Origin of the sequence: Stieleria sedimenti (assembly GCF_025060895.1) — a bacterium.
GTDB classification, from domain to species: Bacteria; Planctomycetota; Planctomycetia; order Pirellulales; family Pirellulaceae; genus Stieleria; species Stieleria sedimenti.
Genome location: NZ_JANZKV010000094.1, coordinates 23352 through 45135, shown reverse-complemented (window position 1 = coordinate 45135; position 21784 = coordinate 23352). Strand labels below are relative to the sequence as shown.

Annotated in this window: 10 protein-coding genes; 6 read left to right on the top strand and 4 right to left on the bottom strand. The window is 59.7% G+C overall.

Going from position 1 to position 21784, the window contains the following annotated elements:
* Nucleotides 1–33: 33 nt before the first annotated feature.
* Both NZK35_RS13555 and deoC read right to left on the bottom strand, forming a co-directional pair.
* Nucleotides 34–2493: a PVC-type heme-binding CxxCH protein gene (locus NZK35_RS13555; protein WP_259633073.1), complete on the bottom strand. Its 2460-nt coding sequence runs from the start codon at nt 2491–2493 to the stop codon at nt 34–36.
* 66 nt (nt 2494–2559) lie between these two features.
* Nucleotides 2560–3285, bottom strand: a complete 726-nt coding sequence (deoC, locus tag NZK35_RS13550; protein ID WP_259633072.1) for a deoxyribose-phosphate aldolase — start codon at nt 3283–3285, stop codon at nt 2560–2562.
* Between the two features lie 188 nt (nt 3286–3473).
* On the opposite strand from deoC, the gene NZK35_RS13545 reads away from it, so the two are divergent.
* On the top strand, nt 3474–4976 hold the full coding sequence (locus NZK35_RS13545; RefSeq protein ID WP_259633071.1) for a sulfatase: 1503 nt from the start codon (nt 3474–3476) through the stop codon (nt 4974–4976).
* A gap of 161 nt (nt 4977–5137) precedes the next feature.
* On the opposite strand, the gene NZK35_RS13540 is transcribed toward NZK35_RS13545, so the two are convergent.
* Both NZK35_RS13540 and trpE read right to left on the bottom strand, forming a co-directional pair.
* Nucleotides 5138–7762, bottom strand: a complete 2625-nt coding sequence (locus tag NZK35_RS13540) for a serine/threonine-protein kinase (RefSeq protein WP_259633070.1) — start codon at nt 7760–7762, stop codon at nt 5138–5140.
* Nucleotides 7763–7868: 106 nt separating this feature from the next.
* Nucleotides 7869–9428 (bottom strand): anthranilate synthase component I, encoded by a 1560-nt coding sequence (gene trpE, locus NZK35_RS13535; RefSeq protein ID WP_259633069.1) that lies wholly within the window; start codon nt 9426–9428, stop codon nt 7869–7871.
* 212 nt (nt 9429–9640) lie between these two features.
* Between trpE and NZK35_RS13530 the strand changes: the two genes are divergently transcribed.
* The 5 genes from NZK35_RS13530 to NZK35_RS13510 all read left to right on the top strand — a co-directional run bounded on the left by NZK35_RS13530 (nt 9641) and on the right by NZK35_RS13510 (nt 21697).
* Complete coding sequence (locus NZK35_RS13530) at nt 9641–10168, top strand: UvrB/UvrC motif-containing protein (RefSeq protein ID WP_095738256.1); 528 nt, start codon at nt 9641–9643, stop codon at nt 10166–10168.
* Nucleotides 10165–11256, top strand: a complete 1092-nt coding sequence (locus NZK35_RS13525; RefSeq protein ID WP_259633068.1) for a protein arginine kinase — start codon at nt 10165–10167, stop codon at nt 11254–11256. Before NZK35_RS13530 ends, NZK35_RS13525 begins: the two co-directional genes overlap by 4 nt.
* Before the next feature lie 816 nt (nt 11257–12072).
* Complete coding sequence (locus NZK35_RS13520) at nt 12073–16023, top strand: PVC-type heme-binding CxxCH protein (protein ID WP_259633067.1); 3951 nt, start codon at nt 12073–12075, stop codon at nt 16021–16023.
* 280 nt (nt 16024–16303) lie between these two features.
* Nucleotides 16304–17914: an arylsulfatase gene (locus tag NZK35_RS13515; protein WP_259633066.1), complete on the top strand. Its 1611-nt coding sequence runs from the start codon at nt 16304–16306 to the stop codon at nt 17912–17914.
* Between the two features lie 294 nt (nt 17915–18208).
* Nucleotides 18209–21697 (top strand): sulfatase-like hydrolase/transferase, encoded by a 3489-nt coding sequence (locus NZK35_RS13510; protein ID WP_259633065.1) that lies wholly within the window; start codon nt 18209–18211, stop codon nt 21695–21697.
* Nucleotides 21698–21784 lie beyond the last annotated feature (87 nt).

Here is a 21784-nt window from a genome sequence, read left to right as displayed (position 1 = left end):
CGGTATTGGCCTTCAGGCGCATCCTCACAACATTTACTCGCCGATCAAAAACGCGATCAGATCGCGGAGTTCACCGATGCTCATCGTGCCCTCCAGTCCGGTCGGCATGATCGATAGGTCGACCGGTTCCTGCTGCTCGACATCGGCCAGTGGGACTTCAAAAACCTCTCCGTCGGCACCTTGAAACCGCATGCTGTTGCCGGCACCGGCACGATCCAATTTCAACCCCGTCAACACGTTTCCATCGGTCGTCAAGATCTTCCAGGGCACATACAGCGGCCCGACCTCTTTGCTGGGATGCAGGATCGAATCCAACACGCGTCTTTTCGTCATGTTGCCCGACAAGGTGGTCAAGTCGGGCCCGGTCTGGGCACCACGCCCACTGTGCCGATGACAGTTCACGCACGTGGTGCGAAAAAAGACGCGACGTCCCGCATCGACATTGCCGCGGTCGGCGATCAACGCCATCCAAGCCTCCAAGTCATCTTTGTCCGGACGTGATTCGTCGGCACCCCAGTTCCTTTTCTGCATGCGTCTTGCCTCCACACGCAACGTCTCGGGCTGCTTCGGCAGTGAAGCACGATTGATCAGCGTGGCATAAGAGCCTGCGTTGCGTGAGAGTCCCGCCAACGCGTCGGCTCGGGTTTGCAAGTCAAACCGTTCGTCAGCGGCGATCGAGGCGAGTTGATCGAGCGATGCCTTGCCATCGCGGGCGGCCAACAGGCGGACGATTTCCTTGGCAAAATCACGGTCGGACTGATCGTCGAGCCATTGGCGCAGCTGTTGGTCGGTCGGCGTCTCGGAGACTTCGGGGATGCGGCGGATGGCCATCGCGCGCAACTTGGGCGACGCGTTCGAATTGCCGGCGAATTCGATCAACAGTTTTTCGATCGCCGGATCACGACTTCGTCGCGACGCCGAACCGGTTTCCAAATACGCGATCGACGCGATCACGGCTGAAAACAGACGGGGCGACGTTTCGGGGCGTTGCAGCAATCCTTCGATCATCGCAAGTTGATCCTTGCAGTCGCGTTCGGTTGCCCAGCGAATTGCCGCCAACCGCACGGCGTCGGACTCATCCCCCAATCCCCACTCAATCAGAACGCGACGTTCATCCGCGGACAGACTGCTCGGGGCGACCAGTTCCTTCCAGCGCCACGCGGTCAGCAAGGCGACACGCTGGCCGGCGGTCGTCGCCTGCTCACGCCGCAGCGACTTCAATTGGTCCGTTTGCACCAGCCCGAACGTGGCAGACTGACGGACAAACGGATCGGCGTTATCGAGCCCCTGCAGTCTGCGATCGATCGCGAGCGTGCCGTCTTCACGCAATGTTGCAGCGAGTTTTTCGGCATCGGTCAGTGCCGGCACGTCGCCACCCGTCACGTTTGCGTCGTCCGTTTGACGGACCACCCGCCACAAACGCCCTTTTCCGTGAACCGGATAACTTCGATCGACCCAATCGGTCACGTAGATCGCGCCGTCAGCGGCGACCGCCATCGCGACCGGACGAAAATTGGCATCGCCCTGGACGACGGTTTCGACGGTGGTGCCCCACGTCGCACCGCGCTGGACCAGGCTGTGACGTTCGATGCGATTGTCGCCCCAGCTGGTCACCCACAGGTGTTCCCCGTGCGCGGCGACGGCACACGCGGCCTCGCCGGTTCCGGCCGTCATCGGCAAGGTCCCGGGAAATTCACCGTCCCAGGCCTGCAGCGGATGAACGCCGGCTCGGCCGAACCGGAACTGGAATCCATAATCACCGCAGGGGACGATGTGCATCAAACGATTCGGCGGCATCGCATCGGGATCGTTTCCGACGCCCCACAGGCGCCGTGCGGAATCGAAGCACAAACCGAAGGGGTTCCAAAATCCGGTCGCCACACGCTGCACATCGCTACCGTCCATTTTGCAACGGAACACGTTACCGCCTTCCCCGCCGCCGATCTGTTTGGATCCGTCCGTTCCGACCAACTCATAGGGCTCGCCAAAATTTTCACCCTGCCCGACGTACAGCCAACCGTCCGGCCCCCGTGTCAATCCGGCCAGTCCGTTATGGGGATAAACCGCGTCGGTCTTGTGGGTCAACAAGACGCTGCGTTCATCGGCCACCTTGTCTCCGTCGGTATCCCGCAACCGCACGACGTCGCTCCGGGTCGCAACGGCAAACGATCCGTCGCCCAGGTTGACGATGTTCATCGTCGCGATCCCACCTTCGTAGAACAGCGTTCTTCGATCCAGCACCCCATCGCCGTCACTGTCATCAAACCGGTAGATGCGATCGGTTTTGGGACCGACGTAATCGTCCGGCGGAAAGTGCGTGTGACACTCGATCACCAGCAGCGAGCCGTCGTCGTCGAAACAGCAACCGGTCGGAGTCACCAGATCCGGTTCGGACGCGATCAGTTCAATTTGCAGGTTGGGGTCCAACAACCGCGGTGGCTCAACGGCAGCGGCCGTGGACGCAAACAGGAGTAAGGCAAAGAGGCGAGTCATGGAGATTGTGGGGAGTGTCGTGAATCGGGCGGGGATGAACCGCCCTATTCTATCAACTGGTTCCGGCTAATACCCCGAGTTGTCCGATGCGGTCGCTTCGATCTCGGGCAAGCCCAATCGCTTGCGGGCTTCGCCGAGGATTTCGGCGGTTCGGCTGGCACCACAGCGAGTCACCCCGATCGCGCGGACGGCCAGCAGGGTGTCCAGATCACGGACGCCGCCGGCCGCTTTGACTTGCACCTGGTCGCCGGAATGTTTCCGCATCAGTTTCAAGTCGTCTTGCGTCGCGCCGCCGCTGCCGTAGCCGGTGGATGTCTTGACCCAATCGGCGTCCACCTCGGTGCAAATTTCACACAGTCGGATCTTTTGCTCGTCATTGAGATAAGAGTTTTCGAAGATCACCTTCACCTTCTGTCCGGCGTTGTGTGCGAGCTCCACGATCTGGGCAATCTCGGTTCGCACGTAGCCCCAATCACCGCTGAGGACCTTGGAGATATTGACGACCATATCCAGTTCTTCGCAGCCGTCGGCGATGGCTTGTTCCGCTTCGGCACGCTTGATCACCGTCGTGTGTCCGCCGTGGGGAAACCCGATCGTCGTCGACGCCTTGACCGTGCTGCCGGCCAGCCGTTCGGCACAGCTTTTCATGTAGTAAGGCATGATACAGACACTTGCAACATCATAGGCGAGCGCCAACTGGATGCCTGCGTCCAGGTCGTCGGTGGTGAGTGTGGGATTGAGCAAGGAATGGTCAATCATCTTGGCAACGTCATGGTATTGAAATTCTGGCATCTGCAATTCTCTGCGGAGTTCGAGTGGTTTGGGTGGATTCCGAAGAACATAATAGATTTGCGTGCCGCCACGTAGGTCATACTGTGCATGCCAAATCGTCGGGCAAGCTGTGCATGCCAACGGACCGTCAGGCACAGCCCGGGCTGTGCCGACACAAGCTACCTTCGCCAACATCGGAGCACCGTCCCTTGCGTTTCTGTCTCTTGCGATTCCATCACGTCCTGCTGCTGATTGTCGCGGCACTGTCCACATTTCCCTTGGACGCCGCGGCAAACCATGCATCGCAACCGCCCAATATTCTGTTTGTCCTGACAGACGATCAAGGCTGGACTTCGCTCGGTTGCTACGGCAACTCCCACGTCGCAACGCCGAACCTGGACCGTCTGGCCGAACAGGGCATGAGATTAACCGATGCCTACGTGATGCCACAGTGCACTCCGACGCGAGCGGCTCTCTTGACAGGCGAGCACACCGCACGCAACCAGATGTGGCATGTGATCGGTTGGTACGGTTCACCCTGGGCCCGCGTCTCAGAACCCATGTTTCGCGAGCATCTGGAGCCCTCCCAATGCCGTCTCCCCCATCGCCTACGCGAGGCGGGCTATCGCACCGGGATGGCCGGCAAGTGGCACTTGACCAACAACGAGCACGGGTTTTACACGTACCTGAAACAACCCTCCGGCGACACCTTCGGGTTTGACGACGTCGCGCCGCCCGGCGAAGGTTCGCAAAACGAAGGCGACAAGTGGGTCGACCACCTGACCGATGCCGCGTGTGCCTTCATGCGAACCAATCGTGATCGTCCGTGGTTCTACTATTTATCGCATCACACGCTGCACAACAAAGTCTCTGCCCCAGCGGATCTGGTGCAAAAATATCGCGACCGGGGCGCCCCGGAAACCGGCTTGCAGAACGCGACCTACCTGGCGGCCATCGAACACTTGGATCATTCGATCGGTCGCTTGATGCAGACGCTGGATGAACTGCAACTGACCGACAACACCCTGTTTGTCTTTATCAGCGACAACGGCGGCATCAAGAACCAATACAACTTGCCGGAGTGGGATGGGGCACCGCTGGACGGCAGTGCCCCCCTGACCGTCAAAGAACAGCAATTTGACAACGCCCCGCTTCGCGAAGGAAAAGGATCGGTGTACGAGGGCGGCATCCGTGTTCCCTGTCTCGTCCGATGGCCCGGCGTCATCCAACCGGGATCGGTCAACGCGACACCGATCCACATCGTTGACTGGTATCCGACGCTTTGCAGTGCGGCCGGACTGCCCCCGGCCGAACCTTCCGACGGAATCGACTTGCGGCCGGTCTTTCAATCGCAATCCTCCCCGCAGCGGTCCCTGTATTGGTACCTACCGCTCTACGATCTCCGCTGGGCGTCGACTCCCGCGGCCGTGATCCGCCGCGGTCAGTGGAAACTGATCGAGTATTTTGGTGACTGGTACGACCAGAACCAGGCGTACCACGTCGGCGCCCGCAGCGAACTCTACAACCTGGCCGAGGACCTGAGTGAAACGCAAAACCTGACCGAGACGCATCCACAGCGGGCATCGCAGATGAGGGCGGAACTATTGCAGTGGATTCGCGAAACGGGTGCCGAGGTGCCGACTCTGAATCCGCACCATATTCCTTCCAAGGCGTTACAAGAGACGAAAGAAAAACAACCCTGGAATCGTTAGGGTGTCACTGCGACGAACGTGTGGGATAGGCTTCCAGCCTGTCGAGCGTGCGATGACAACCGTAGGTTAGGCTGTGCCTGACGGGCAACTGGCGTGCACAGCATGCCCTACGCAACTACGCAACTGTCGAACCGCGATGACAGACTGGAAGCCTATCCCACTTACGACTCGCCGTACAACACTCCAGGCAAATAGATCACCAGTCCGACAGCCGCGGCCACCATCCAGGCCTGTGCCGGTCCGACGCTCGGCAGCCCCAGTTTGGCACCGAACAAAATCACGATCGATGCGACGACCGCAAACGGCGTCATCCTCCATCCTGACACAAACGCCGACAAGCACAGCAACATCCCCGCGATGCCGACCGACCACAGGCTGACGGTGATTCCCAGTGCGTCGGTCGTCGCATCGAGCGGAATGGGTTCCCCGTCAATTTGTCCGCTCCCAACGCTCCGAAACAAGCTCGTGCCGGAGATTCCCGCACTTTGCAAGGCGAAGGCAAACACCGCCAGCAATAAACATCCGACCAGTAAACGCGAGAAGCCGGAGAACGCAAACTTCAGTGACGCGAATCGATCACGCGGGCGTTTGTATCGGCCGCTGCGGGCGTCGGCCAACATCGCTTTGATCCGTTTCCGTTTGGCTTCGGCGATCACCTTTTCATCCTTGCCAAACGTCTCCGCCGCTTGCCGCGCCGATTCCATGATCGCCGACGCCATTTCCCAACCCTGCTCGCGAGCTTCGGCGGCGCTGACGCCCTGGCTGATCAGTGACCGCTGTTCCAGCTTGGCCAGTTTGCGGCGGTCGACCGCCTCACGCCTGGCCTCAGTCTTTCGATCCAGTGCGGCACACAACCGGTCGCGTAGCGATCCTTCACCGACCGGGCCGGTGAACGAGACGTCGAGTGACAAACGTCGACGTTTCTCCACCAACGCGTCGTAACCGAATAACGCCTCATAGATGGCTTGCCAGCCCTTGCCCGCATACCTCGCCAGGAAGTCGCGCAAGCCTTCTTCATCGGCGCCTTCGATCCGCAAGTCGCGCACAAACCGGCGGGCTTCGTCGAGTGGTGGCTGGCCCGATTTGGCGGCCGTCACGGTCACGGCAAAGTGATAAACGGCGCCCGCCGCCGCCCCCGACACGACTCCCAACAAGGCACCGATCCACAAACCGCTCGCCAACACGACCACGAGTCCGACGAGCGACGCCAACGAAGCGGCGCCGATCTCGATCCACGAAAGCGATCCGATCCAACGCCGCACATGATTCGCAATCGCAACCTGCCCGATCGTCGTCGCCAACCCGGTCGCCACGATGCAAGCGGTCGCCAGCAACATCGGCCCCAACAGAATCGCCCGCAAGGACCAAAACGGCGAAACGAATGTCAGCAAGATCGAGAGCGCTGCCAGGGCAACGAACAGCTTTCCAGAAAGCTGTTTGACAAGCTGCGTTTTCGCGTAGGCCGCGGCGATCGATTCCCAACGATCGGCCTGGTCGCTTGAGGGCGAAAACCCCATCAACGACTCGATGCCCAAAAACGATTGCAACGCATCAATCATCTCCGCCAGTGATCCGTATCGATCGCTCGGTCGCTTGGCCATCGCTTTGGCGACGATCTGACAGAGCGGTTCGGGAACGCGGCTGTTGATTGCGGCCAGATTCGGTAATGGGGAAAGCGCGTGTTGCTCGATCACTTCGGAGACCTGCGTTCCCGCGTACGGCGAACGGCCGGCCAAGAGATAAAACAGGCTGCACCCGAGCGAGTAGATGTCGGCGCGATGATCGACCGCCGTCGCATCGGCACCTTGTTCGGGCGCCATGTAGGCCGGCGTTCCGATCGCGGTGCCCTGCATGGTCACTTGCGTGCCGCTTTGCAGACCGCTGTACGAGAGGCCTTCATCAGACGACTCGGGATCGATCTGGTCGGGGACTTTGACCAGCCCTAGATCGGCAACCTTGACGACGCCGTCGTCGCTGAGCAATAGATTGGCCGGTTTGACATCGCGATGAACCATCCCGCTTTGATGAGCAAACTGCAATCCCCGCGCGGCCTGCAAGATGTAGGTCGCCGCCAGTTTCGGATCCAAACTTCCCTTGTCGCGGACCAGATCGCCGAGTGATCCCCCACGAATCCACTCCATCGAAAAAAACAGCTGCCCGTCGTCCTCGCCGAAATCATAGATCTGGACGACGTTGTGATGCGACAGTTGAGCCGCCGCGTAGGCTTCGCGGGTGAAGCGTGCCAGCGACGCCGGGTTTTCGGCCAGCCGCGTGCGAATGGTTTTCAGTGCGACGTCACGATCGAGCGACACCTGTTTGGCTTGATAGACCGCGCCCATCGCCCCGCGGCCGAGCAGCCGAACGATCCGATAGCCGCCCAGTCGCGATGGCCCTGCGCTGCCCGCCTCGTCTGAACCGTCATCGGAACGGTCCTCGACGACGTCGCGTTCCCGGTCGGACGTCGCTGCGGAGCGATTTCCCGATCCGGCGGAAATGTTCGGCGGCGGAGAAGACTTCCGTGGCGACGCCGCGGGACTGCTGTCCGAGTCCAAGGTCTGATCCACGGTTTGCTCGACCGCGGCCTTGGTCCGCGTGGCCGCATCGGAGGGCGGTCGGGTCGCCTGTTTCGCTTTGCCGACCCGCACCCGAGCCGGATCATCGTCACTGACCTGCATCAGAAATGTCGCCGCACACTTCTTGCACGTCGGCTTGTAGCGGCCCGGCTTGGGATCTGCCAGCTGCAGCTTTGCAGAACAGTGTGGGCATTCGATCTGGATCAAGGACAAACGACGACGTTGGAGTGGTTCGAAAAACTCAGCTCCCAACCATCATAGCTGATCCCAACGAGAAAGCCTGGATCACTGCCCCGCCGAAGTCACTGCCCCGCCGAAGTCACTGCCCCGCCCGCAGACGCTGCACCGTCAATTCGATGGCCGTGATCAGCGCCCGCGCCTTGTTGATCGTTTCCTCGTACTCGGCATCGGGATCGCTGTCGGCAACGACGCCGCAGCCGGCTTGCACGTACACCGTGTCGTTTTTGACGACCATGGTTCGCAGGGCGATGCAGGTATCCATGTTGCCTCGATAGTCGATCCAGCCGACGGCGCCGCCGTAGGGACCGCGGCGATGCGGTTCGATCGAATCAATAACTTCCATCGCGCGGACTTTGGGGGCGCCCGAAACCGTGCCGGCCGGCAATGCGGCCTTGAGCGCGTCAAAGGCGTCCAACCCTTCACGCAGCTTTCCTTGAACCTCGCTGCTGATGTGCATCACGTGGCTGTAGCGTTCGACGACCATGACTTCGGTCAATTCAATGCTGCCAAACTGGGCCACGCGGCCGACGTCGTTGCGTCCCAAGTCGACCAACATCACGTGTTCGGCGCGTTCCTTCGGATCGGCCAGCAATTCTTGCTCGAGCGCCTTGTCCTCCTTTTCGGTCTGTCCGCGTTTGCGGGTTCCCGCCAACGGCCGGACGGTGACGATCGAATCTTCGACACGGCACATGATTTCCGGCGAACACCCCACCAGAACGGTCTCGGGGGTCCGCAGGTAAAACATGAATGGGCTGGGATTGACGACCCGCAACGAACGATAGATTTCCAGCGGATCGACGTCGGTTTTCACGGCCATCCGCTGGCTGGGGACGACTTGAAAGATATCACCGGCGCGAATGTACTCGACACACTCCCGGACCGCTTGACCGAACGATTCACGGGTGAAGTTAGACGAGATTTCCAACGGCTCGTCCTGGGCCGCTTCGCGCCAAACCGTCTCGTCCCAGGCGGCGGTGCGAATCTCTCGCCCCCCCGTGGTCTCGGACAGTTTTTCGATCGTGTCGTCGACATCCGCGGCCGCTTTGGCGAAGGCTTCCGCGGCATCGCCACGGTTTTTGACGTCACGACAATCGGCCAAGGAAACGACCGTGACCGTCTTGTCGACGTGATCAAAGACGCACAGCGTGTGGTAGAACGCGAAATCCAGATCGGGCAAACCGCGATCATCCAGGGGCGCGTCGGGGAGGTGTTCCACGTACCGCACCACGTCATACCCCGCGTAGCCGATTGCCCCGCCGACAAAAGGTGGCAGTTCGTCGATCTCGGCGACCGATTTTTGAAAGTGCACGCGGAAGGCGTTCAGCGGGTCGGGATCGGTGAAGGTTTCCGTTTCCCGTTGACCGGTCAAATCGGTCACGGTGACCTGGTTTCGCGTGGCCGAGAAACGCAGCCAAGGTGCGGCGGCCAAAAAGCTGTAGCGGCCCACTTTTTCGCCGCCGATGACGCTTTCGAACAAACAGGCGCCGCCGGCCGCCGCCGACGTGCCGTCGGCGGATCGATCCAGCCGCCCGAATGCTGTCACCGGCGTCAACGCATCACTCAATAAGCGGCGATACACCGGGACAAAGTCGTGCTCGATGGCCAGGGCGGCAAATTCGTCGGGGGTGGGGTGGTGCATGGACGGAGCGAATTTCATGAATGGACAAGAGCGGTTGACGTTAGTGTCGCCACCGAAACGCCGGTCGTGTAGGGGACCGGGTTGGTTTTGCCTCTCACGAGCGATAGAATCGATCAAACAGCCTGCTGTCGCTTCCCTTGTCGGCTCGCCGTCACGCCCTGCACATCTTCTTTTTTCCGGCCCGGTCCTCCCCGTCACAACTCGGATTGATCATGAAGTGCCAATTCTGTGAAAAACCGGCCACCTTTCACATCACCGAACTGACCGAACCGGTCGGCCCGCAGGTCATGCACTTGTGCGAAGAGCATGCCAAGGGTTTTTTAAACAAAGAAGCCAGTCCGCCGATGACCGCGATCGCCTCGGCCCTGGCCAAACAACTCGGTCAATCCGGCGACGTGCTCGAAGAGCTGGATCAGAAGGAGTGTCCCGTTTGTGGCATCAGCTTTTTCGAATTTCGCAACAGCGGCCGTCTCGGTTGCCCCTACGATTACACCCACTTCGAATCCGATTTGCGCCCACTGCTGGTCAATGTCCACGACAAAACTGAACATGTGGGCAAAAAACCCACCCGCTCGGCGGGAACGGCCGACTCGTTGGCAAAAATGATCGGACTGCGGCGCGAAATGGAAGAAGCCATTGAACGCGAAGACTACGAGCGGGCTTCAGAAATCCGCGACGAAATCAAAGCGATGGAAGACCCGATCGCCCCACCATCGACCCCCTCGGATACCCAATCGTGAAACGTGACGCGGACTTTGACGAACTGGCCCGGTACAGCGGCGAATGGATGCGCGGTGAAGGGCCGGAATCGGATATCGTGATCAGCACCCGGATTCGATTGGCCCGTAACCTGGCCGATTTTCCATTCATCCGACGTTGCAGCGACGAGGATCGATTGAGCATCGAACGGACGGTCCGTGCCCGCATGGAGAGTCTGACCGACGCGCATTGGAAATCCGCCCACTACGTCGACCTGGAACCGCTCTCGGAAATCGATCGTCAGCTGCTGGTCGAACGCCAACTGATCAGTCGCGAAATCGCCGAGTCCGACGGGTCGCGGGCCGTCGCCTTTGATGCGACCGAAGGCTACAGCGTGATGGTCAACGAAGAAGACCACTTGCGAATCCAAGTCATGAAAAGTGGCTTGGACATCAAGAACACCTGGGAGCAGGTCAACCGCATCGATGACATGCTCGAAGAAGTCATCTTGTACGCGTTCCATCCGCGCTACGGCTACCTGACCGCGTGCCCGACCAACGTTGGCACGGGATTGCGCGTCAGCGTGATGTTGCACCTGCCGGCACTGGTCATCACCGAACAGATGGACCGTGTCTTCCGCAGCATGCAACGGATCAATGTCACCGTCCGCGGACTCTACGGCGAAGGCTCCCAGTACACCGGCGACTTCTACCAAGTCAGCAACCAAGTCACGCTCGGCCACAGCGAAGCCGATTTGTTGGCCTTGGTCGGAGACGAGGTCGCACCGCGGATCATCGAATACGAACGCAAGGCGCGTCAGGCGTTGCTGAAAAACAACCGCGATGACTTGCACGACGAAGTCAGTCGGGCGATGGGTATCCTGAGCACGGCACGAAAGATCAGCAGTGAAGAAACGATGCATCACCTGTCCAAGATCCGACTCGGGATCAGCATGGGGCTGATCGAACAACCGGACGTCAAAGTCATCAATCAACTGTTCCTGCAAACCCAATCGGCGCACCTGCAAAAACTGCAAGGTCGCGTCCTCGGCACCGCCGAACGCCACGCCCGCCGCGCCAGTTTTCTGCAACACCACCTGGCCGGCAAAGACGACGCCACCTGGAATTAGCCGCCGGCGGACGAAGTAGGGCATGCTGTGCATGCCGGAAACACTGGCGTTCTCGATTGACGACAACCGGAACGTTATTTGTTAGCGGCAGGGCGCGAGCCCAATCGCCTCTAAATCGAGAAGCGACTTACCCCAAAATGGCTCCCCTCTCCCCCGAACAAGCCTCTTGGTTGATTCGGATTGATCATGCGCGTCAAGTGATTTTAGAACGCGAAAACGTTGCGACGAGTAGAGGCTTGTTTGGGGGAGAGGGGCCGGGGGTGAGGGGGAATCCGCACGACGAAACGACGATGAAATCACAAGGGCACCGAGTTTGCTCGTGATCAGCGCGGCCGATCGAATGAAATTGAAAACTCGGTTTAGCTGATGCCGCGCAATCGTAATTGCGCCGGAGGAAGATTTCGAAGTGAGCATCCGATGGGCGCGACACCGTTGATTTCTGCTGAGTCGATTTGATGTAGTTCGCATTCCAGCGTACGACATACCGCCAAATCCAACTGGGGTTCGAGAACGTATCGTTGCCGTCATCCAGCAACGGCACACAGAATAAATCCCCCTCTCCCCCAGCCCCTCTCCCCCAATTCCTGACTCGCTTAGGCTCGTCAGGAATTGGGGGAGAGGGGAGCCAAGGTGTTTCATTTTCGCTTCTCGATTTAGCGGTAGGGCGCGAGCCCTCCGGTCCGTCAGCACGTTTTCTAGCGCCGACACCGGACGGCTCGCGCCGTTCCGCTAGCACGTTCGGTTCTTTGTTTGCGGCACGTCGCGAGCGTTTATGATGGGCACTCAACCTGCCCCCTCCATCGATGCCCTGATCTGATGAATCCATCATCTCCCCTGCTTCGTCCGCTTCACTACCTCACGCTCTGCGCATTCTCCCTGGCCGCAATCAGCGTCGCTCTCGCCGATGACGCCCCGACTCGGAAAGCGAAAAAGCCGCCACGCAAGCCTGCCGTCAAAGACGCCAGAAACACCGACACCGGACTGCCGGATCCGCCCCAGGATCCCGCCCTGGCCCAGTTCGGCATCTATGAAAAAACGGCACCCCGCGCGGAGTCGACCGATCCGATCGTCACCACGTTGCCCCTGACGCTGCAACCGAATGATCGCATCGCACTGATCGGCAACGCCTTGCTGGAACGGTCCGGGGAATTCGGGCATCTGGAAGCGATGATCCAACAAGCGTTCCCCGATCACCAATTGACCGTGCGCCATCTGGCCTGGACGGCCGACGAGATCGATCTTCAACCCCGACCCGATAACTTTGCCGATACGCTGCAGCACCTGAACCACGAAAACGTGGATGTCATCTTCGCCGCCTATGGGTTCAACGAGTCGTTTGCCGGCGACGCCGGACTGGATCGGTTCCGCGATGCACTCGGCCGCTACGTTAGCGAATTAAAAACCAAAGCCTTCAATGGCCACTCCGCGCCGCGGCTGGTCCTGGTTTCCCCAATCGCCAATGAAAACCTGCCAAACATTCCGGCCGCGGACCTGAACAACGACACCGTTGAGAAGTACGTCGACGTGATGCGAGACGTGGCGGCCGAGCAAGGTGTGGGGTTCGCCGATGTCTTCGACGAGACACGCCGACAATTCGAAAGTCTGGGGTCGGACCACACGATCAACGGCATCCATCTCAACGATGACGGTGACCGGTTCTTTTCAAAGACCCTGTTTGAAAAAGTGTTTCGCCGCGACGCCCCCGACGTCCGCCCCGAGTTGACCGAAGTCATCGCGGACAAGAACCGACAATTCTTTCGACGGTTTCGACCGCTGAACACGTTTTACTACACCGGCGGACGCAGCAAGGCGTACGGCTATCTGGACTTCCTGCCGGCGATGCGAAATTTTGATTTGATGACCGCCAATCGTGACGCGAAAATCTGGGAACTCGCTGCCGGAGAGACACGGACAACCGAAATCGATGACAGCAACTTGCCCCCGATGCCGGAAACCAAACAAAGCCGCGGGGCGAACGTTTGGATGACCGCCGCGGAGGAACAGCAAGCGTTTCAGGTTGACCCGCGATTCGAAGTCAACTTGTTCGCCGGTGAAGAACAATTCCCCGAGATCGCCAACCCGATCCAAATGCGTTGGGATTCCCGCGGTCGCCTATGGGTCAGTTGCTCGACGACGTACCCGCACGTCTATCCCGGCAAAGAGCCCAACGACAAATTGGTCATCTTGGAAGACAGCGACGGAGACGGTCGGGCCGACAAGTCAACCGTCTTCGCCGATGATCTGCACGTGCCGCTGTCGTTCGAGTTCGGTGACGGCGGAGTCTATGTGTCCGAACAACCCAGCCTGAGCTTCTTAAAAGATACCGATGGCGATGACCGAGCCGACGTGCACGAAGTCGTGCTGACGGGTTTTGGAACCGAAGACTCGCACCATTCGCTGCACGATTTCACCTGGACACCCGACGGAGACCTGATTTTTCGCGAATCGATCTTCCATCATTCGCAAGTCGAGACGCCTTACGGACCGGTCCGCCAACAGAACAGCGGCTGGTTTCGATTTCAGCCCCGGACGCAGCGACTGGTCGGATTCGGAAGCTACCACAGCACCAATCCCTGGGGCGTGACCTTTGACGACTGGGGCCAGCACATGGCCAGTCACCCCGTCTACGCCGAAGCCTTTCATTCACTCGACCCGCCCTACCCCGCGCAACACCCCAAACCGACGGGGCTGCAAGCCTACTCGGGCGTTTGCGGTCACCACATGATCGACTTCCCGACGTTCCCGACCGAATTGCAAGGCGGGTTCATCAAGGTCCGCTACAAACCGACCAACCGCGTCGAGATTCACAAATGGGTCGAAGGCGAATTCGGATACAACGAAGAGTACGTCGGAGACCTGTTGTTTAGCAAGAACCTGAGCTTCATCCCCGTCGACTTGCAATGGGGACCGCGTGGCGCCCTGTATGTTTGCGACTGGTACAACCCGATCAAAGGCCACGCGCAGTATTCGCTCCGCGATCCACGCCGCGACCGAGATTCCGGACGGATCTGGAGGATCACCGCCAAGGGGATCCCGCTACAAGAACCTGCAAGAATCGCGGACGCATCGGTCGGCGAACTGCTGCAATTGCTTCAACGACCCGAGTACCGCGTCCGCGATTGGGCCAAACATGAGCTGCGTGAACGCGACCGCGACGAAGTGCTGCGCAAGCTCGACGACTTTCTCGTCAACCTTGATTCATCCGACCCACGCTTTCGGCACCACCAGATCGAAGCGATCTGGACCTACCGAACGATCGGCTTGGTCGACCTGCCCGACAGCATCAACCCGCCGATCGGAAACGTTGCGTCCCCAGGTCCGTCACAGGTTCAAACACGTTCGGGTGACGGCACCGGTAATCGGCCCAGTCTTGCCCTCGCGACCGCCACGCTGCGGCAACTGCTGTCCTGTGACGATCCGCATGCCCGCGCCGCGGCGACCAAACAGCTTCGGTATTGGCATCCCTACGTGGACGACGCCATCGAAGGGCTCAACCGCAGTGCCAACGACCCCAACGGCATCGTCCGCATGCAAGCCGTGATCGCGGCAACCTATGTCGGCACCCCAGCGGCATTGGAAGCGGTTCTGGATGTATTCAACCACCCCCGCGACGGGCACCTGCAATACGCGATCACGTGCGCCCTGGGTTCCAGAACACTGCGTCCACACTGGGAAAACAACGATCGCTGGGGGATCGCGCAACGCCTCCGGCAAGCCGCTAAGGACAGCACGATCAAAGAACCCACGCCGGGAGCCACCGACGCGCAGTTCGACTCCCAGAACAACGTCAACGTCGTCCACATTTCCGCCATCCCGGAAAAGATGTTGTTCTCCGTGACCCGCATCACGGCCACACCGGGACAGCCCGTCAAAATCGTGTTCACCAACCCCGACGCGACCGACCACAACCTGGTGATCGTCAAACCGGGGGCACTGGCCGAAGTCGGGATGGCAGCCAACGAAATGGCCAAAGACCCGCGCAACGCCAAATCGGATTTCATCCCGCGTGAAAAGAGCGATCTGATCCTGCACGCCACGCCGATGATCGGACCGACCCGTTCGTCGTTGGTCGATGTGTTGCGATTCCACGCGCCGACCGAGCCGGGTCTCTATCCCTATGTTTGCACCTTCCCGGGGCACTGGGTGGTGATGAATGGGGTACTTGTCGTCGCCGAGGACGCCGCCCGTGCCGAGCGACTGTTGGCCGGCAGCAAGCCCAAAATCATCAAGCAATGGACGATGGATGACTTTGCCGACTTCGACAACTCGGCCCGCCTGGCCGATTCCCAAGCTCGCTCGCGCGGGATGATGGCGTTCGTCAAAGCCAACTGCAATCAATGCCATGTCGTCGCAGGCCACGGCGTCGACCTGGGGCCTAAACTGGAAGAGTCCGTGAAGAAACTCAAGGGTGTCGAATTGCTGCGGCAAATCATCGAGCCCTCGTCCAAGATCCACGAGGACTATCAAACGTCACGGTTTCTGCTGACCGACGGGCGCATCGTCACCGGCGTCGTCGCCAGCGAAGACGAGACGACGTTCCAGGTGGCCGCCAATCTGCTGACGCCGAACTCGTTGACCGAAGTCCGCAAACGCGACATCGAAATCCGTTCGGCATCCAAGGTATCACCGATGCCCGTGGGATTGCTGGACGTGTTGACCCAAGACGAAATCCTCGATCTGCACGCCTACGTTCAGTCGGGCGGCTACCAGTTGCCCAATCACATCGAGCACCACCATCATGGCGCTGCGGCGGAGTCAACGAAATAGTGCCGCATGCCTGAATTCATACTGCTCGGGAAAACCGCAATCCGACCATTGACTCAGCAGATCCCGACTAAATCGACAGCCCTCTCGCGCCCTGCCGCCAAAACAAGGTGACGTGACAGGCTGGAAGCCTCTCCCGCTCTTACGATCCAGCGTCAAACTCTTTCGCGATGTTCCAGCCGCGTGGAATTCACCGCCACCGGAGTTCCCGACTGGTTTAACATGGAGGGTCGATGATCTAGCCATCCGTGGTCTCCATCCATTCCCCCCCAACGCCCGAACCATGCCACGAAGTCTTCGCCATCGCCGCGTGACGCACCTGTTCGCGTTCACACTGCTCTGCTTCGCATCCGCGACCCAGGCCGAGCGCCCGAACATCGTGGTCATCATGGTCGATGACATGGGATTTTCGGATATCGGACCGTACGGAAGCGAGATTCCGACACCACACTTGGATGCGTTGGCCGCCGGAGGTGTTCGGTTTTCGCAGTTTTACAACACCGGTCGTTGTTGCCCCACGCGTGCGACGTTACTGACCGGCCTGTACGCGCACGAGACCGGCGTCGGCTGGATGACCACCGACCAGGGAACGCCCGGCTATCGCGGTCATTTAAACGATCAATGCGTCACGATCGCCGAAGTCATGCGTGATGCCGGCTACTTCACCGCGATGACCGGCAAGTGGCACGTCGGCTTCAATCACGGTGTCACTCCCTGGGGACGTGGATTCGATCGCAGTTTAAACCTGCCCGCCGGCGGATTGCATTTTTCCAACCAGACCGGTTCCAAGGGCGGAACCAAGATGTTTCTCAACGGTGAAGAGATCCCCCGCGATGATCCGCAATTCAATCCGCCCTGGTACGGCAGCGATCTTTGGACCGAGCAGGGAATCCGATTCGTCGATGAAGCGATTGCGGCGGAGAAACCGTTTTTCTGGTACCTGGCCCACGTCGCACCACACTTCCCCTGCATGGCACCGGAAGCAACGATCGCCAAGTACCGGGGCAAGTACATGCAGGGCTGGGACAAGCTCCGTGAGCAGCGTTACGCCCGCCAAATTAAATCCGGGCTGATCGACGAGCGGTGGAAACTGGAGCCCCGCCCCGAAGAAATCCCCGCCTGGGACTCACTGACTCCGGCTGAACAAAAGCGTTATGACGACATGATGGCGATCTACGCCGCCATGATCGAAGAAGTCGACAAGAACATCGGCAAGCTCGTCGATGCACTCCGCGAACGATCGCAGTTGGACAACACGTTGATCCTGTTTTTGTCCGACAACGGTGGTAACGCCGAAGCCGGCATCAAGGGCAAGTACAACGGAGACCATCCCGGTGACCCGCATTCGGACGTCTTCATCGGCAAGTGCTGGGCACACTTAAACAACACGCCGTTCCGCAAGTACAAACACTACAACCACGAAGGCGGCACGGCGTCGCCGTTGATCGCCCATTGGCCCGCGCAGATCGATCCCCAAACCGGCGCGGACGACTGGATCACCACGCCCACGCATCTGATCGACATCATGGCGACGTGCGTCGATCTGGGCGAAGCCAGCTACCCGACCGAGTTCAACGGCCAGGCGATCAAGCCGATGCGGGGGCAGAGCCTGAAACCCTTGCTGACCGGTTTCAGCGTCTTCGCCAAACGGACGTTGTACTGGGAACACGAAGGCAACGCGGCGATTCGTGTCGGTGACCGTAAACTGGTCCGTGCCACCATTCGAGGCCCCTGGGAATTGTTTGATCTGAAGGCAGATCGCACCGAGCAAACCGATCTGGCAGCGGAGTCCCCCGCGGAAGTCAAGGCATTGGCCGCACAATGGCGCAAGTGGGCCAACGAGGTCGGGGCGATGCCCAAGCCGGGCGCCAAGAAGAAGAAAAAGAAGAATTGAAACACGACTGCCCCCAGAGTGCGCCGCTCGGTGGGCAAGTAAAGAGATCAATCCCAGTACGTGGCGTCAGCCAGTGTCGCGTGTTGAGGACACATCGATCACCCGCCGCTCGCTAACCGGCCTGTCGAGATAATCCGACCACACGTGGGATCAGCCGTTTCGCGCGAGCGTACGGGCCTGTAGCACAAAGAAAACACACCAGGGCCCGTAGGCTCGCGCCAAACGGCTGATTAAATCAACAGGCCGTAACGCTTCCCGCTGGTCTAGCTAAAAACCTTCCCCGGAGATTCCCCCGTGCTTTGTTGTTTGAAATCGGTGTCGTCGGCACTCGCCGCAGTTTCGGTGATGCTTGTTTGTTGCTCGCCATTGACGGCTCAAACCGACCCCGCGTCGCGCGAATGGTCGCCGGTCAAAGACGCAATGAGCAGTCGCTGGGCGAAACAGATCACGCCGGACAATGTATGGGCCCAGTACCCGCGTCCACAAATGAGGCGTTCGGAGTGGACGAATCTGAACGGGTTGTGGGACTACGCCGTCAGCAACGTCGACGCCGAACAGCCGGACCAGTGGACGGGAAAAATCCTCGTCCCCTTCGCCATCGAATCCCCCTTGTCCGGTGTCGGCCGGCGTCTCACGGCCGACGATTCACTCTGGTACCGGACGACCTTTGACCGATCCGATGTGCTTCCCGGCGACCGGACCTCTCCGTTTCGGATTCACTTCGAAGCCGTCGACTATCGTTGCAACGTCTGGCTGAACGGTCGATCGTTGGGCGAGCACGTCGGCGGGAACCTGCCGTTTTCGTTCCTGGTGGAAGACGGCCTTCAAGACACGCAAAACGAACTCGTCGTCAAAGTCGTCGACGCAACCGATGCGACGGGAAAGTACCAATTGCGTGGCAAGCAAAAGGTCGAAAACCGCGGCATCTTCTACACGCCGGTTTCGGGCATCTGGCAAACCGTTTGGATCGAACCGGTCGCTGCGTCGCACATCGTCGACTTGAAAGTCACCGGCGATGCCGGCGGGAACGTGGTCGTGCAAGCCGACACGCAGGGCGATGCCAAAACGATTCGCGTCGTCGCGAAAGACAAACAGCATCAGGTTGCCCAATCAACGTCGAACAGCGGCGAAGTCCATCTTGCCATCGACGATGCCAAACTGTGGTCACCCGACTCGCCGTTTCTGTACGACTTGCAGATCGATCTTCTCGACGATGCGGGACGAGTGGTCGACTCGGTCGGATCCTACGTCGGGCTGCGAACCGTGGGGAAACAACGTGACGCCAATGGCGATCTGCGTCTGACGCTCAACGGCGAAGAAATCTTCCATTGGGGTCCGCTCGACCAAGGCTGGTGGCCGGGCGGATTGCTGACGCCCCCCTCCGACGAAGCCATTCGATTCGAAATCGATTTCTTACAGCGGGCGGGATTCAACATGATCCGCAAGCACATCAAGGTCGAGCCGCGACGGTACTACTACCACTGCGATCGGGCCGGCATGCTCGTCTGGCAGGACCAGGTCGAAGGCGGTGCGGGATTCGAATCGGGCGAATGGCCGAAGTGGCAGCGTCTGGATCAGAATCACGAAAAAGCGAACCTGCCCCGATCATGGAAATCCGGCGACCCGCTCGACGCGACGTGGCCCGACGGGGCTCACCAGCAATTCATGACCGAACTGAAGGGGATGGTCGATCACCTTTACAATCATCCGTCCATCGTGACTTGGGTGCCGTTCAACGAGCGATGGGGCCAACACCGAACGATGGAAGTCGGCCAATGGATCGTCGACTACGATCCGACGCGACACGTCAACATCGCCAGCGGAGGCAATTTCTTCGCCGTTGGGGACATGGCGGACGAGCACGTTTATCCGCACCCGAACTTCCCCGTCGACGACGTCCGCTATCACGACTTCGTGAAAATCGTGGGCGAATTCGGCGGCCACGGGTGGCCCGTTCCCGGTCATTTGTGGCGCAAAAGCGATCGAAATTGGGGCTACGGCGGGCTGCCAAAAACCAAACAGGAATACATCGAACGCTACAAAGAATCGATCCGCCGTCTGGCCGACCTCAAACAGCGCGGCGTCGCCGGTGCCGTCTACACCCAAACGACCGACGTCGAAGGCGAGATCAACGGATTGATGACCTACGACCGCGAAGTCATCAAAATCGCTGCGGGACACTTGAAACAAATCGCCGTCGACGCCGGATTGATTTCCGGCGGGAACCGACTGACCAAGACGCGGCCGAACATCATCATTGTCCTCGTCGACGACATGGGATACTCCGATCTGGGCTGCTATGGCGGCGAAATTGAGACCCCTCACATCGACGCGCTGGCCGCCGACGGATTGCGGTTCACCCAGTTCTACAACCAGGGTCGTTGCTGTCCGACGCGGGCGAGCTTGATCACGGGGTTGCAACCACACCGGGTCGGCATCGGACACATGACCGCACCTCCCGGACAACCGCTCGGATTTGAAGGTCCTTACCAAGGCTATCTCAACGACAACTGCACGACGCTGGCCGAAGTGCTGAAATCGGCCGACTACACCACGCTGATGACCGGCAAGTGGCACCTGGGAGCCGATCGCAAAGAATGCTGGCCGCTGCAACGAGGTTTCGACAAGTATTTCGGATGCATCAGCGGTGCGATCAACTACTTCAAACCCGGCGGCGATCGCGGATTGACCGAAGGCAACGAAGCGATCGAGGTCCCCGAAGGTTTCTACGCCACCGATACCTTCACCGACAAAGCCATCGAATACATCGACGGCGCCACCGAGTCCGGCGACGCACCGTTTTTTCTGTACCTGGCCTACAACGCCCCCCACTGGCCGTTGAACGCCAAATGGGAAGACTACCAAAAGTACCGCGGCAAATACAAAGACGGCTGGCGTGCGATGATGAAAGCGCGCAACGAGCGTCAGCGTGAACTCGGCCTGCTTCGCGACGACACCACGCCGGCCGAACATCCCGGCCCCCAATGGAACAGTTTGGATGAAAAACAACGCGACCGCTTGGATGCCGTCATGGCGGCCTACGCCGGTTGCGTCGATTCGATTGATCAAAATATCGGCAAACTGGTCGGGCACCTCAAGGCGATCGACCAACTGGATAACACCGTGATCTTCTTGCTCAGCGACAACGGCGCCTGTCAAGAAGGCGGCAACTTCGGCGTCGGTGACGAAGCGATGGTCAAGAACCCGCCGCTGGAAACGACCGCCGGCGTGCGCATCGGATTGCACTGGGCCGGCGCCTGCAATACGCCCTATCGAAAGTACAAACACTATGTGCACGAGGGCGGTGCCTGCACGCCGATGATCGCCCATTGGCCGGCAGGTATCGCGGAGAAGGACCGGGGAACGTTGATGCACCGACGGGCCTACTTGCAAGACTTCATGACCACCGTGATCGATCTGGCCGGCGGCTCCTATCCCCAAGGTATCCCCGAATGCGAAGGACAGTCGCTGGCGCCGCTGCTGGCCGGCACACGCCAAGACATCCACTTCGACCCGATGTACTGGGAACACGAAGGCAACGCGGCAGTCCGGATGGGCAAATGGAAACTCGTCCGCGAATACGAAAAACCGTGGGAGCTGTATGACTTCTCCAAAGACCGCAACGAGCTCAATGACCTGTCAAAACAAAAGCCGGTCTTGCGCGAGGACATGATCCAACGGTGGGAATCCTGGGCCACGGAAACCGGGGTGGCGTTTCCCAAACGCTTCAACATGTACCAGTTTCTCAATCAGAAGAAGAAACAGGACGAGGCTGCGAAGTAGCGACAGCGGTGGATGGCGCGGGCGTAATCGGTTGGTATTGGGCTTTAGCCGATCCTCGGCACCGCGAAGCGCCTAAAGGCCAATACC